Raw genomic sequence first — 14,202 nt, 5'->3', positions numbered from 1 at the left:
TATTGTTAGTATTTAAATATTAGCAATTTTGCATAACTAATCAGTACCACGCAAAACATATAGATTTATAAGGGTTTACCATGAGCACCGAATTTCAGGAATTTAAAAGCAAAATTGAGCATTGTTTGTGCGCACCAGGTGATGGTGTATATACAGTTAACACTGCAAAAGAGCGCAAAGCTGCATTAAGAAATAAGCTTTATGGGCAAACCGAAAACATTGGCCCATTATGGCGTGAGTCGCTTAACGAGTTACCCAATTCGCCGCATAAAGCGGTTATGCTAGGTATTAGCTCAGATTGTGGCGGCGGTATTTTACGTGGCGCAAACTGGGGGCCGTTATTTTTACGCTCAGCATTACTCGATCAGCAACCTCAGTGCCGCTCATTCGATTTAGGCGACGTACGCGTTATTCCTCATTTATTACATGATAAATACTTAAACAAAGCCACTATAACCAATTGTCAAAAAGCATTATACGGCAACGAAAATAACGACTATTACGTTAGCCCACTGTCGATCACTGAAGATGTATGCGACAGCTTTTATGCAACATTTGAAAATAAAGGCATTTTTGGTATTGGCGGCGATCATTCAATTAGTTACCCATTAACAAAAGCGTATTTAAAAGCTAAGCGCGCACAAGGCAAGCGTACCGCAATTATTCACTTTGATGCCCATACCGACCTATTGGTTGAGCGCTTAGGCATTGATTTATGTTTTGGCTCTTGGTGTACGCATATTTTAGAGTTTTTACCTGCGCCACATCATTTAATTCAATTTGGTATTCGTTCAAGCGGTAAACCGAAAGAGCATTGGGAAAGCACCTTTGGTGTTAAACAACATTGGGCGCATGAAATTATAGAGCGCGGTGCAGCAGCCGTTGCCGCAGATGCCATTGCCCAGCTTAAAGCCGACAACGTTGACGAAGTGTATGTTAGCTTTGATATTGACGCCCTTGATGAAAAATTTGCCTCTGCAACAGGCACACCAGAGGCAAACGGCTTAACGCCACAGCACGCACTGGATATTTTATCAGCCATAGCCGATGAATTTCCGATCACCGGTGCCGATATGATGGAAATTGCGCCTTTTACCGACAGCTCGCTAGTAGGGCAGTCAAGTTCAGAAACCACCTTACGAGAAGGCGCTAAAATTTCGGCGTTTTTGATTAGTGCGATGAACAAGTAATCTTAAAGCAGGTCGAAAGGCCTGCTTATTGTATTGATAATAAAAGCCTTTTAATAAATATTAAATTTAAATTGCCCCGTTTAAAAAAGCGACTATAATCCAGCTGCTTTTGCTATAAAAGCGTATTTTATTGGAGCTATAAATGGGTGATTTAGTCGGGATTGGCTTATTAATCTTGATCAGTGCGTTGTTTGCAATGTCGGAAATTGCGATTGCAGCATCGCGTAAAATAAAATTAAGAGTAATGGCTGATGAGGGCAATGTTCAAGCAGCGGCAGTATTAAAGCTACAAGAACAACCTGGGGCATTTTTTGCCATGATCCAAATAACCCTTAATGCTATTGCTATATTAGGCGGCATTGTGGGTGAGCAAGCACTTTCGCCTTATGTGCAAAATGTTTTGCAGTTTTTTTATCAAGGCCCATTACTGGCACAAATTAGTTTTTTACTGTCGTTTTTAACCATTACTTCACTGTTTATTTTATTTGCAGATTTACTACCTAAACGTTTGGCAATGATTTTGCCAGAGGCCGTTGCTGTGCGCGTGGTAACAATAATGCGCTGGGTTACCTATGCCTTAACGCCCTTGGTATTATTTTTTAATGGTTTAACAAATATTATTTTGCGTATTTTTAAAGTACCAAGCGAGCGCGAAGATATTGTAACCACAGAAGACATTGTTGCCATGATGGATGCTGGTGCAGAATACGGCAGCCTACAGCAACAAGAATACGATTTAATCGGTAACGTATTTGACCTAGAAGCGCGCTTTATATCGAGTGTGATGTCGCCGCGCGACCAAATAGTTTATTTTGATATTAATGAGTCGAGCCATGATATTGCTAACAAAATAATAGAGCATCCACATAATCACTTTTTAGTGTGTAACGATAATTTAGATAAGTTAATCGGCTCTGTAGAATCAAAAGATATTTTACGCCAAGTACTTAAAGGCGATGCAGCGAATATTAATAGCGAAATGCTCGAAAAAGATATTTTTTATCTGCCCGAAACCCTCAGTTTATCAGAGGCATTAAATGCGTTTAAAACAGCCGTACAGCCTTTTGCTGTGGTAGTTAACGAATACGCATTAGTAGTAGGCATAGTAACAGTAAAAGATTTAATGAAAGGCTTTATGGGCGACTTAATTACTCACAGCGATGATGAGTTAATAGTTGAGCGCGACCAAAACTCCTGGTTAGTTGATGGTTTAACCCCCATAGTTGAGCTGGCTAAAGTACTTGATATTGATGAGTTTCCTCATCAAAGTCATTACGAAACCGTGGCCGGATATTTAATTTATACCATGAAGCGTATTCCAAAACGTGCAGAATATATTCAATACGCCGGCTTTAAATTTGAAGTGGTCGATGTTGAAGGCATTCGGGTTGAGCAGTTACTGGTATCAAAAATAGTACCCACGCTAGAGCCACCGCAAAGCTAAGTACAAACTAAGTTAGCTCGCTATTAGCAAGTAAAAAGTAGCAAGTAAACAGTCAAAATCACAAAGTAAAAACACCTTATTTTATTATTTTAAGGTGTTTTTACTTAGGTTGGTTTGAGCGCAGCGAAGCTCAACGAAAAAAGGCAGCCTCAATTAACATTAGCGTTTTGTATTATCGATTACCTAAAAAGTACCGAATGTAGGTCGGATAAGCGAAGCGCCATCCGACACAGTAAAATATCTTGCCAATTATTATTATCAGCATTTTATGTTATCGAATTGCTAGAAAGTGCCATGAACGGACCTTCAAGGCGTTAATTTGAAACTTTGTTGGGTGGCGCCTTCGGCTTAACCAACCTACCTTTTGACGTTGATTGAGGTAGGTTGGTTTGAGCGCAGCGAAGCCCAACGAAAAAAGCAGCCTCAATTAACATTAGCGTTTTGTATTATCGATTACCTAAGGAAGCACCGAATGTAGGTCGGATAAGCGAAGCGCCATCCGACACAGTAAAATATCTTGCCAATTATTATTATCAGCATTTTATGTTATCGAATGGCTTGAAAGAGAATCGAAGGGGTCAAATCTTGACTTCATACATCACAATTCTTGACTGACCGTTTATCGTTCTATGCAGCTCAACTAAATGTCTATACCAATCACCATTCAAAGCATAACCACGCTGAATTCAGCCCTATTTGGGCTTTACCCAATGCCCTCGGGGAGTTTTGACTGTAAGCAAATAGTCGCTTTAGTCAACCAAATTTACATATGTTTACAGTATTAAATCTAGTTAAAAATAATTCTTAATTAGCATTGGAAAGTGCATGTAAATAATTTAGAATGAACGTTCATTCTAAAGTTTAAATTCAAGTTAAAAGGTAATTTAATATGCAGCGTTCCCGCATCGCGCTATTGGTATTTTCGGCCCTCGTTGGTTCTGTCGTTTTAACTGGTTGTGATCAGGCTGCTGAGCAACCTAAAGCTACTGCTTCTCAAGGCACTCCAGTAGGTGTAGTTACGATAAAAAGCCAAACACTTACACTTAAACAAGAATTACCAGGGCGTGTAAGTGCATATCAAATAGCAGAAATTCGTCCTCAAGTTAGCGGTATTGTGCAATCTCGTTTGTTTACAGAAGGTACGCAAGTAGAAAAAGGCCAAGCGCTATATCAAATAAATCCAGCCATTTTTGAAGCTGAGCTTGCAGCAAGTGAAGCAGCTGTAGCCCGTGCTGAGGCGAGTATTGCCAGCAGTAAATCAAAAGCTGCGCGTTATAAAGAGTTATTGGCAATTAAAGCTGTAAGTCAGCAAGACTTTGACGAAGCAGATGCAACTGCTAAACAGGCAAAGGCTGAGCTACTTACTGCGAAAGCGCAATTACAGGCTGCACAAATTAATTTAGATTACAGCCATGTGGCATCGCCTATTAGTGGTCAAATTAGTAAATCGAGTGTGACTGTTGGTGCTTTGGTAAGTGCTAATCAAGCAATGGCATTGGCAACAGTCACGCAGCTTGATCCAATTTATGTTGATTTAACACAATCGAGTAATGAGTTAACCAAGCTTAAAAAAGCGTTGTCGTCGGGCTCGTTAAGTGTTGATGCAGATATTCAAACCGAGGTTGAGCTTTATATGGAAGACGGTTCGGTTTATCCGCATAAGGGCACCTTACAGTTTTCAGAAGTAACGGTTAATCCAAGTACGGGTTCGGTAACATTGCGAGCTAAATTTTCTAACCCTGAGAAACTACTTTTACCGGGTATGTATGCCCGTGCATCTATTGTTGAAGGGGTTCAAGAAAATGCTGTTTTGGTTCCGCAGCGTGGTGTAACGCGTAATTCCAAAGGCCAGCCAACGGCTATGGTGGTAAGTGAAAATAATACAGTAGAGAGCCGAGTACTAGAAGTTGATAGAACAATAGGTTCGAACTGGTTAGTGACTAAAGGTTTATCTGCTGGTGATAAGTTAATTGTTGAAGGCTTACAAAAAATTCGTCCTGGCGCGCCAGTGATTGTCACTGAAGCAACACCTTTAGCCACTCAAGCGCAATAACGGAGAGTTTAAATGTCACGATATTTTATCGATAAACCGATATTTGCTTGGGTACTCGCTATTATTGTTATGTTAGCGGGTATTTTAGCAGTTAAAAGTTTACCTATTGCACAGTATCCTTCTATTGCACCGCCTGCGATTAGTATTACTGCAAATTACCCAGGTGCATCAGCGCAAACCTTAGAAGACTCTGTAACTCAAGTTATTGAGCAAAAAATGAAAGGGCTAGACGGCTTGTTATATATGTCGTCAACGTCAGAGTCGAGTGGCTCAGCAACGCTTACATTAACGTTTAATGCTGATACAGACCCTGATATTGCTCAGGTTCAAGTACAAAACAAATTAGCAACCGCAACGCCGTTGTTACCAGAGGAAGTACAACGCCAAGGTGTTGTAGTAGCCAAAGCGGCGCGTAACTTTTTATTAGTATTAGGTTTTGTGTCTAAAGATGGCAGCATGACTAATATTGATATTGGTGATTATGTAGCCTCAAACGTGCAAGATATTGTTTCTCGTGTTGATGGTGTAGGTGAAGCGCAGTTATTTGGCTCGCAATACGCTATGCGTATTTGGTTAGACCCTGCAAAATTACAAAACTTTAAGTTAACGCCAAACGATATTAGCGCGGCAATTACGGCACAAAATGCGCAGGTTTCTGCGGGCCAACTCGGTGGTATGCCTGCGATTGCGGGGCAGCAGTTAAATGCAACAATAACAGCACAAAGCCGTTTGCAAACCCCTGATCAGTTTGAAAATATTTTGGTTAAAACCAATAGTGATGGCTCAGTAGTGCGTCTAAAAGATGTAGCTAGAGTAGAACTGGGCGGTGAAAACTATGGTGTAGTCGCACGTTTTAATGGAAAACCCGCATCGGGCTTAGGGATAAAACTGGCCAGTGGTGCGAATGCGCTAGATACGGCAAATGGTGTTAAAAAAGCCCTTGAAGAGCTTAAACCGTTTTTCCCTCAGGGCTTAGAAAGTGTTATTCCTTACGACACCACACCATTTGTATCTTTGTCGATAGAAAAAGTAGTACACACGTTAATTGAAGCTGTGATACTTGTGTTTGTTGTAATGTATTTGTTTTTACAAAACTTTCGTGCGACGTTAATTCCGACTATTGCAGTACCTGTTGTATTACTGGGTACGTTTGCAATTTTGTATACCTTTGGTTATTCAATCAATACGTTAACTATGTTTGCTATGGTACTTGCCATTGGCCTGTTGGTTGATGATGCGATTGTTGTAGTAGAAAACGTAGAGCGTTTAATGACTGAAGAAAAACTCTCGGCATTAGATGCAACACGTAAATCAATGGACGAAATTAAAGGCGCATTGGTAGGTATTGCTATGGTGCTGTCGGCAGTATTTATTCCGATGGCGTTTTTTAGTGGCTCTACCGGTGTTATTTACCGTCAGTTCTCTATTACTATTGTGTCGGCAATGGGCTTGTCGGTATTAGTGGCACTTATTTTAACGCCTGCATTATGTGCAACCTTACTTAAGCCAAGCCATGTACACGATAAAACATCATTTATTGGACGTTTTTTCTCTGGCTTTAACCGTGGTTTTGATAAAACAAACCGCGGTGCACAAGGTATTGTTGGGCGTATGATCAGCCAATCAAAGCGCTACTTACTTATTTATGGTGTGCTTGTGGGTGGTATGGTATATGTGTTTTCAAGCTTACCAACTGCTTTTTTACCAGACGAAGACCAAGGTATATTATTTAACCAAGTAATGTTGCCTGCAGGCTCTACCATTGAGCAAACGTTAGGTGTAGTGGAAAAAGTAGAAAACCATTATTTGAATGATCAAGCCGAAGCGGTAAGTTCTATCTTTACGGTAACAGGCTTTAGTTTTGCAGGTTCTGGACAAAACTCAGCAATTGGTTTTGTGAGCTTAAAGCATTGGGATGAGCGCCAACGTGACGACCTATCGGTAAATGCAGTAGCAGGTAAAGGAATGGGGTATTTTTCAACCATAAAAGAAGCGTTTGTATTTGCTTTCCCACCACCGGCAATTGTAGAACTTGGTACAGCTAATGGCTTTAATATGTTTTTACAAGACCGCGTTGGCTTAGGCCATGACGAGCTATTAAATGCACGTAATATGTTGTTGGGTATGGCAAGCAAAAGCCCTGTTTTAGCGGGTGTGCGTCCAAATGGCCAAGAAGACATGCCAGAGCTGCAACTTGATATTGACCTTGCAAAAGCAGAAGCATTGGGTGTTACTCAAACCGATATAAATAGTACTTTGTCTACCGCATGGGGTAGCCGCTATGTTAATGACTTTATTGACCGCGGCCGCGTGAAAAAAGTATACATGCAAGGCGAAGCTGATTCGCGCATGGTGCCAGAGGACTTAAATAAGTGGTACGTGCGTAATAATAATGGCGATATGGTGCCGTTTGCAGCATTTGCTAGTTCGCACTGGTCTTATGGCTCACCACGCTTGGAGCGCTACAATGGTTTTTCTGCGATGGAAATACAAGGTAGTGCAGCACCTGGCTATAGTACAGGGCAGGCTATGGATGAAATGGAGCGTTTAGTTAAGCAATTGCCAAACGGTATTGCTTCTGAGTGGTCGGGTATATCTTATCAAGAACGCTCAAGTGGTGGGCAAGCGCCTTTACTGTATGGCTTGTCGCTGTTGTTTGTATTTTTATGTTTAGCTGCGTTATACGAAAGTTGGTCAGTACCATTTGCTGTAATGATTATTGTGCCACTGGGTATATTTGGTGCGATTATGGCGGCATTAATTGGTAACTTATCAAACGATATTTACTTACAAGTAGGCTTGTTAACCACCATAGGTTTGGCTTCTAAAAACGCTATATTAATAGTTGAATTTGCTATTCATAAAATGGAAGAAGGCCTGAGCTTAGTGGATGCTGCAATAGCTGCTGTTAAACTGCGTTTACGCCCAGTATTAATGACCTCGCTGGCCTTTATTTGTGGTGTTGTACCTTTGGCTATTGCGTCGAGCGCAGGGTCGGGTGCACAAAATGCGCTGGGTATCTCTATTATTGGTGGTACATTAGCTGCCTCTACCTTAGTGGTGTTATTTGTGCCTTTGTTTTTTGTTTTAGTACGTAAAACATTCTCAAGTAAATCGGCTGTAGCAACGAAGGAGAGCGAATAATGAACTTAAAAACATTAGGTTTAAACGCACTTACTTTAGCTGTATTAACGGGGTGCCAACTTGCCCCAGAGCAACAAGAAATAGCTTTACCTGTGCCTGATGCGTATGCATCGGGTGCAGAGCAAGCGCAAGCTATGCAGCTAAATTGGCAACAGTTTTTTAACGATGAAAAACTGCAAGCGTTAATTGCACAGAGCCTTGAGCATAATAAAGACTTACAAATTGCTGCATTAAATGTGCAGCGCGTGCGTGGCTTATATCAAATAGAAGACTCGGCATTATTTCCATCGCTTGATATAAATGGCTCTGGATCGCGTCAGCGCTTGCCGGGTGATTTATCGAGTACTGGTGAGCCGCGTATTAATTCGCAGTACAGTGCTACCGTAGGTATTACCTCGTATGAGCTTGATATATGGGGCAAGGTGCGCAATCAGTCAGCGCAAGCACTGCAAACCTTATACTCTACGCAGCTGAGCCAATACAGTATGCAAGTGTCGCTTATTGCTGAGCTTGCTAATGCCTGGCTTAACTATGCAACCGACCAGCAGCTATTAGCACTGGCCGAGGAAACCCTAACGTCGCAACAGTCGTCGCTATCACTTACTCAACAAAGTTTTGATTTAGGTGCTGCATCAGCAATTACCCTAGAGCAACTTAAAAGTACGGTTGCTACAGCTAAAGTTGATATAGCAAAGTATAAGCGTTTATTAAAACGCGATAAAAATGCGCTTGATTTACTAGTAGGTAATAGCGTTGCCAGTGATTTACTGCCAAATGCGTCACTTAATCATTTACTCGACTTACCAGAAGTACCAGTTGGTTTACCGTCTGATTTACTCACGCAACGCCCTGATATTAAAGCGGTTGAGCATCAGTTGTTAGCGGCTAATGCAAATATTGGTATTGCGCGTGCTGCGTTTTACCCAAGTATTAGTTTAACCGCTAATGCGGGTACTGCATCAAGCGACTTAAGTGGTTTATTTGATGGTGGCTCGGGTACGTGGAGTTTTGTACCTACTATTAATTTGCCTATTTTTAATATGGGCCGTAACCAAGCTAATTTAGATGTTGCTAAAGCGGCGCAACAAATAGCGCTTACCACCTATCAGCAAAAAATTCAGCAAGCGTTTCGTGAAGTTGCTGACGTACTTGCAGATAGAGAAGGTTATAACGCCCAGCTAAGCGCACTTGAGCAGTTAGTGCAAAGCCGTCAAGCAACCTTTGATATTTCGCAAGCGCGTTACGACAAAGGTGCCGACAGTTACTTGCAAGTTCTTGATTCGCAAAGAACTTGGTACAGTGCCCAACAGCAGTTAATTACGGGTAAGCAGGCATTACTTGCCAGTAAAATTAACTTATACAAAGCAGTTGGCGGCGGCTGGCAAATTACCTCACCAGCGGTGCAAGATTAAGTAGTCTATATGGTCTATAGCTTTTGCTATAGGCCATCACTAGAATGTTAAATTTATAATACTTCTAATTTAACAGCGCTTTATTTGCTGTAACTAAATATTTAGATGCAATTGGTTTTTATAATAGACAGGTTAAATAGTGGAGTTGTAAGTGACCCATAAAAGTAAAAGACATGCAGATCCTGCATTAGTCGAAGCACGGCGCACACAAGTACTAGATGCTGCAGCAGACTGCTTTCGTCGCAAAGGCTATCATGGGGCAGGCATGGCTGAAATTGCAAGAACTGCGGGTATGAGTGCCGGCCATATCTATAACTACTTTGAAAGTAAAGAAGCAATAATAGAGAGTATTATTGAGCAAGATATGCAAGAAATGTTTTCTATATTTCAAGAATTTGAAGAGCAGCCTGGCGATATCCTCACAATACTTTTAGGCAGTTTGCACAAAGGAGTGCAAAGGCATATGGATACCGGGGCGTGTGTAATCGATTTAGACATGATGGCAGAAGCGGCCAGAAACAATAAAGTGGCTACGTTACTACACGAGGCTGATACCCAAGCGCGCGATAGAATGAGACAGTTATTAATTAGCGATAGAAGCTTGTTAAAATCACACTCAGAGCAAGAACTCGATAGCCGTATTAATGTTATTTTTTCGATGATGGCGGGCTTATTTCTTCGAAAAATGCTCTACCCAGAACTCACCGAAGAAACAGTATTAATAGCACTTCGCCCAGCGATGAAAACGCTACTCATGCCTTTTGAAGTGCATGACGAAGTACTGTAAAAAGTACTGTAAAAAGTACTGTAAAAAGCACTATAAAAAGTGCTCAAATTGGTATTAGGGCGGTTACAGGTTAAAACCGCTCGATTGACCATTGTAATGCAATCAGTGCTATAGCAAATGAACCCACCGGCATTAACCATTTCTTATACCACTGATAGCCTCTTATGCTGATTAACACCGGCAATGCTATGAGTAAAATACTGAGCTGACCAATTTCTACCCCTAAGTTAAATGCCACAATACTCAATAGCTGATAATCGCTCGACAGCCCCAACTCACCCAATACACTGGCAAACCCCATGCCGTGCAATAAACTAAATGCAAATGTTACCCAGCCTAAGCGCAATACCAGTGGCCATACATTATTAAGTGCAGCAAAAAGTACTGATAGGGCAATACCTAGCTCTACCCAGCGGCTATTAGGGTATGTGTTTGATAGGGTGCGTTATGGCAAGTTTTTATAAATGCTTCTACAATCCAGCCCAATACAAGTGAACAAAGTGTATTTTCCTAATGTGAACAATTAGCCTACTATAGTGTAAAAACAGCAACGTTTTATAAGTGGACTAAAAAAAGGCTTAATAAATAAAAATTAAAGTGTTAATTATCAATAATATAATTAATCAGGGATAAGTGAATGCTGGCGTAAAATTTGCTTTTACAATATTAAGACATGATTAATAAATATAACAACAACGAGTATATATTATAAAAGGAGAACATATGTGGGCTGCAATTAGTTACTTACTATTGGCATTTATACTCATATTTATTGGCTGGGAAGTTAACTCAATTTACTTTTCGATTGTATTTTATTGGAGTGCATTGTCACTACTTTTAGTGGGGGGCGCTTATATATTCGATATAGCAAAAGTGTTTAGAAAACGAGAAAACGGCGTTATCCCTTTTTATATTCGCTGGGCGTTTATTCCTTTTTTATTTGGCGCACAATTATACAATGCGTGGGCTCGTAAGCACGATAAAGTGCCGCCTATTCAAAAGATTAATGAACATTTGTTTTTGGCATGTCGATTATTTCCCTCTGACATAGATACGCTAAAAGAAAACGGTATTACCGCAATACTTGATGTAACGTGCGAGTTTGACGGTTTAGAGTGGAGCTCTACGCAAGAAAACATTAATTATTTAAACATTCCGGTACTCGATCATAGCGTTCCTACGCATTCGCAGTTAAACCAAGCAATTAATTGGATCCATCATCATGTACAAAAAGATCGCCGTGTGGTGGTGCATTGTGCTTTAGGGCGCGGGCGCTCTGTGTTTGTAATGGCGGCCTACTTGCTTAGCCAAAATAAAGATGCCGATGTGCATCAAATACTGGCACAAATAAAAGAAACTCGCGAGACAGCTAATCTTAATAAACGCCAATTACATCACTTAGCTAAGCGCCATAAAAAAGGTGAGTTAGTAATTAAAAACAAAGCATTTTTGATTGCAAATCCAGTGTCGGGCACAAAAATGTGGCAAGACAAACAACACCTAATTATTGCTAGTTTATCGGCTTATTACGACTTAACCGTATTAACAACCTCAAAAGAAGTTAACGGCGTAGCGCTTGCTAAACAGGCAATAAAAGAGCAGCCAGATATTATTATTGCTTGTGGTGGTGACGGCACAGTGACAGAAGTGGCCAGTGTATTAGCGCACACTAAATGCAGGTTGGGTATTATTCCGCTGGGCACGGCTAACGCATTAGCGCATGTGTTAATGGGCATAAAATCAAAATTTATTCCTGTTGAACAAGCCTGTGATTTAATTATTGATGGGCAAACAAGTTTAATCGACACAGCTTATTGTAACGACGAGCTAATGTTACTACTGGCAGGAATTGGCTTTGAACACTCCATGATTGAAAAAGCCGACCGTGAAGCTAAAAACAAATCTGGGCAACTGGCCTATTTAAATGGTTTTTTACAAGCTTTTGGTGAACAAAAAGCACAAGTATTAACGATAAAGCTTGATGATAACGAACCAACGCAAGTGAGTACCAATAGTTTTATTGTTGCTAATGCCGCACCCTTTACTACTTTGCTAGCTCAAGGTGGCGGGCAGCCCGATCATAGTGACGGGCTTCTTGATGTGAATTGGTTAATACCCAATAAAGAAAATGGCACTACAGTACTGAGTATTGCCGAGCTTATGTTTAGCAGCATTACACAAACACATTTAGCTATTAATTCGCATCATACAAATGCTAAAAGAGTGGAAGTAAGTGCAGAGCAAGAGATTAAATACGTAGTAGATGGAGAGGTGAAAACTTCTAACAAATTAGTTATTACAATCTCACCTGGATCATTAAACGTTATTTGCAAAGAACAGCTAGATAAATAATACACGGCTATAAAACGGCGTTATTACACGCCGTTTTATTATTTATTTTTTGATCGAAGGCCAAACAAAGCCCGATGTATCAGGTGCTCTATCGGAAGTGGGCCTTGGTGCACTTTTAGGTCTACGAATTGGCTTGTTATTTATGGTATGAATATAAAGTGCTTCTACTTTATCTCGTGCCCATGGGGTTTTACGCAAAAATTTTAAGCTCGATTTAATGCTTGGTGCATCAGTAAAGCATTTAATTTTAACCTGTTCACCCAAAGTTCTCCAGCCAAGTCGCTGCTCTAACTCAACAAGTATTTGTTCTAACGTTACCCCATGTAAAGGGTTTTTAGGTTGATTATCCATAGCTACACTACTTATTTAAACTGCGCATAGTGTAACTTAATTCACTCGTAGAGGCTAATTCACTGTAATTGTAGCGGGCTTAGTAGGGTAAATAGCATTGCCTTGTTTGTCGAGTTTAAGCCAAATTAGTTGACTGTTGTTATGTTGTACAAATTTAGCCCCGCAAATAAGCGTAAATGAGTGTATTTGTATTAACGCTCCTTCGCTGTAGCGTTTATTGTCGTACCAACAACTTGTGTCGGTATTTACAAACTGATTAGCATCGATAACAGAGTGGGTTTTAATTGTATTAGCATGGCTGAGTAGCGAATAGCTTAAGCAGCTAATATAAAAACATAAGATTAATAAATGGCGCATTTTAGTCTCAAATTGTCGCAGGTTTAAAAATAATACACTAAGCTAAAAAACATGCTAGGGTAAGGTATACACAAACACCATAAAAATGCGTAATTGGGTATTTTATAGCACCTTAACATTAGACAGCTGCTTATATAAAAGGCGCTTTCTTGACTTGGGTATATTTATATTTAGTAAAACACAGAACAATAAATAGGTGAAAATATATGCAATTTAACCAAACAATGATCGATGAATTTACACTATTAGCTAAATTTCCGCGTGAAAGTAAAATGCAGGGAATTAAACTTCATTCAGACGCAGAGCCTAGCTTGTTAAGCGCCGCACAACGTTTATTTGATAAAGGAATTATAGATAGCCCAGATGGCGGTTATTTAACTGATCTGGGCTTAGAATTAATTGACCATGTAACTGTGGTGCACAGTGCCTTACAAGGCTAATTTTCTGGGTTAATTACCTAGGCTAATTATTTAGACTAGGTTGCATCAGGTTGATTTTGTGGTGCGGCATCAATAAATGCATCGAGCTTATTACAACGCTCATAAATGGCTGCTATTTTAGGATATGCGGCCATATTTACATTAAAACGAATAGCATTAAATACCTGCGGTACTAAGCACACATCGGCAAGGCTTGGTTGCTCACCCACGCAAAAAGCGTTATTACTATCAAGCAGTTGCTCTACTTTTTCAAACCCTACTTCTACCCAATGACGATACCAAGTGTTTTTAGCATCATCGTCTACCCCTAGTTCGTTACTTAAATACTTGAGTACACGTAAATTATCTAAAGGATGAATGTCGCAGGCTATGGCGTAACTTAAATTACGAATTTGTGCTTTTTGCCATGCGTTACCAAATAATAATGGCGCAGTGTTTGGATGACTTTCTTCAAGATACTCTAAAATAGCCAGAGATTGCCCAAGCACACCGTCAGCTGTTTCAAGTGCAGGGAGTAAGCCTTGTGGATTTTTATCTAAGTAGGCTGCACCTAATTGTTCAGACTTTAGTAAATTAACACCAACCAATTCGTGATCAATGTTTTTTAAGTTAAGCGCAATACGCACCCGGTATGCGGCAGATGAGCGAAAATAACTATAAAGTTTCATGGTT

Annotated in this window: 11 protein-coding genes and 1 pseudogene; 8 read left to right on the top strand and 4 right to left on the bottom strand. The window is 40.3% G+C overall.

Features of this window, described 5'->3' with window-relative positions:
• Positions 1-80 precede the first annotated feature (80 nt).
• From RB215_RS16565 to RB215_RS16540, 6 genes are all read left to right on the top strand, one after another.
• Complete coding sequence (locus tag RB215_RS16565; protein ID WP_058374934.1) at positions 81-1,190, top strand: arginase family protein; 1,110 nt, start codon at positions 81-83, stop codon at positions 1,188-1,190.
• A 142-nt stretch (positions 1,191-1,332) separates the two neighbouring features.
• Positions 1,333-2,634 carry a hemolysin family protein gene (locus tag RB215_RS16560; RefSeq protein ID WP_309217193.1) on the top strand — a complete coding sequence of 434 codons (1,302 nt, stop codon included), beginning with the start codon at positions 1,333-1,335 and terminating at the stop codon, positions 2,632-2,634.
• An 889-nt stretch (positions 2,635-3,523) separates the two neighbouring features.
• Positions 3,524-4,687: an efflux RND transporter periplasmic adaptor subunit gene (locus tag RB215_RS16555; RefSeq protein WP_309217192.1), complete on the top strand. Its 1,164-nt coding sequence runs from the start codon at positions 3,524-3,526 to the stop codon at positions 4,685-4,687.
• Between the two features lie 12 nt (positions 4,688-4,699).
• Positions 4,700-7,831, top strand: coding sequence for an efflux RND transporter permease subunit (locus tag RB215_RS16550; RefSeq protein ID WP_309217191.1), 3,132 nt, complete (start codon positions 4,700-4,702; stop codon positions 7,829-7,831).
• Positions 7,831-9,243: an efflux transporter outer membrane subunit gene (locus RB215_RS16545; RefSeq protein ID WP_182677983.1), complete on the top strand. Its 1,413-nt coding sequence runs from the start codon at positions 7,831-7,833 to the stop codon at positions 9,241-9,243. Before RB215_RS16550 ends, RB215_RS16545 begins: the two co-directional genes overlap by 1 nt.
• 151 nt (positions 9,244-9,394) lie before the next feature.
• Complete coding sequence (locus RB215_RS16540; protein WP_011329955.1) at positions 9,395-10,030, top strand: TetR/AcrR family transcriptional regulator; 636 nt, start codon at positions 9,395-9,397, stop codon at positions 10,028-10,030.
• Between the two features lie 70 nt (positions 10,031-10,100).
• Here RB215_RS16540 and RB215_RS16535 read toward each other — a convergent pair.
• Positions 10,101-10,454 (bottom strand): annotated as a pseudogene (locus RB215_RS16535) (HupE/UreJ family protein); the annotation flags it as partial.
• 299 nt (positions 10,455-10,753) lie between these two features.
• Here RB215_RS16535 and RB215_RS16530 point away from each other — a divergent pair.
• On the top strand, positions 10,754-12,382 hold the full coding sequence (locus RB215_RS16530) for a diacylglycerol kinase family protein (RefSeq protein ID WP_179807151.1): 1,629 nt from the start codon (positions 10,754-10,756) through the stop codon (positions 12,380-12,382).
• 42 nt (positions 12,383-12,424) lie between these two features.
• On the opposite strand, the gene RB215_RS16525 is transcribed toward RB215_RS16530, so the two are convergent.
• Positions 12,425-12,733, bottom strand: a complete 309-nt coding sequence (locus RB215_RS16525) for a VF530 family DNA-binding protein (protein ID WP_011329963.1) — start codon at positions 12,731-12,733, stop codon at positions 12,425-12,427.
• Between the two features lie 54 nt (positions 12,734-12,787).
• Positions 12,788-13,090: a YnjH family protein gene (locus RB215_RS16520; RefSeq protein WP_011329964.1), complete on the bottom strand. Its 303-nt coding sequence runs from the start codon at positions 13,088-13,090 to the stop codon at positions 12,788-12,790.
• 206 nt (positions 13,091-13,296) lie between these two features.
• Between RB215_RS16520 and RB215_RS16515 the strand changes: the two genes are divergently transcribed.
• Positions 13,297-13,530 (top strand): TIGR02647 family protein, encoded by a 234-nt coding sequence (locus RB215_RS16515; protein ID WP_011329965.1) that lies wholly within the window; start codon positions 13,297-13,299, stop codon positions 13,528-13,530.
• 35 nt (positions 13,531-13,565) lie between these two features.
• Here RB215_RS16515 and maiA read toward each other — a convergent pair whose 3' ends face one another.
• Positions 13,566-14,198: a maleylacetoacetate isomerase gene (gene maiA, locus RB215_RS16510; protein WP_179807150.1), complete on the bottom strand. Its 633-nt coding sequence runs from the start codon at positions 14,196-14,198 to the stop codon at positions 13,566-13,568.
• Positions 14,199-14,202: the final 4 nt, after the last annotated feature.

Origin of the sequence: Pseudoalteromonas sp. HL-AS2, assembly GCF_031198805.1 — a bacterium.
Classification (GTDB): domain Bacteria; phylum Pseudomonadota; class Gammaproteobacteria; order Enterobacterales; family Alteromonadaceae; genus Pseudoalteromonas; species Pseudoalteromonas nigrifaciens.
This window is presented reverse-complemented; position numbering and strand designations above follow the sequence as displayed.

What these genes read in the sequence shown, in the direction of transcription:
- RB215_RS16565 (WP_058374934.1), top strand. Translation starts at nt 81, where the DNA reads ATGAGCACCGAATTTCAGGAATTTAAAAGCAAAATTGAGCATTGTTTG.
- RB215_RS16560 (WP_309217193.1), top strand. Translation starts at nt 1,333, where the DNA reads ATGGGTGATTTAGTCGGGATTGGCTTATTAATCTTGATCAGTGCGTTG.
- RB215_RS16555 (WP_309217192.1), top strand. Translation starts at nt 3,524, where the DNA reads ATGCAGCGTTCCCGCATCGCGCTATTGGTATTTTCGGCCCTCGTTGGT.
- RB215_RS16550 (WP_309217191.1), top strand. Translation starts at nt 4,700, where the DNA reads ATGTCACGATATTTTATCGATAAACCGATATTTGCTTGGGTACTCGCT.
- RB215_RS16545 (WP_182677983.1), top strand. Translation starts at nt 7,831, where the DNA reads ATGAACTTAAAAACATTAGGTTTAAACGCACTTACTTTAGCTGTATTA.
- RB215_RS16530 (WP_179807151.1), top strand. Translation starts at nt 10,754, where the DNA reads ATGTGGGCTGCAATTAGTTACTTACTATTGGCATTTATACTCATATTT.
- RB215_RS16525 (WP_011329963.1), bottom strand. Translation starts at nt 12,733, where the DNA reads ATGGATAATCAACCTAAAAACCCTTTACATGGGGTAACGTTAGAACAA.
- RB215_RS16520 (WP_011329964.1), bottom strand. Translation starts at nt 13,090, where the DNA reads ATGCGCCATTTATTAATCTTATGTTTTTATATTAGCTGCTTAAGCTAT.
- RB215_RS16515 (WP_011329965.1), top strand. Translation starts at nt 13,297, where the DNA reads ATGCAATTTAACCAAACAATGATCGATGAATTTACACTATTAGCTAAA.
- maiA (WP_179807150.1), bottom strand. Translation starts at nt 14,198, where the DNA reads ATGAAACTTTATAGTTATTTTCGCTCATCTGCCGCATACCGGGTGCGT.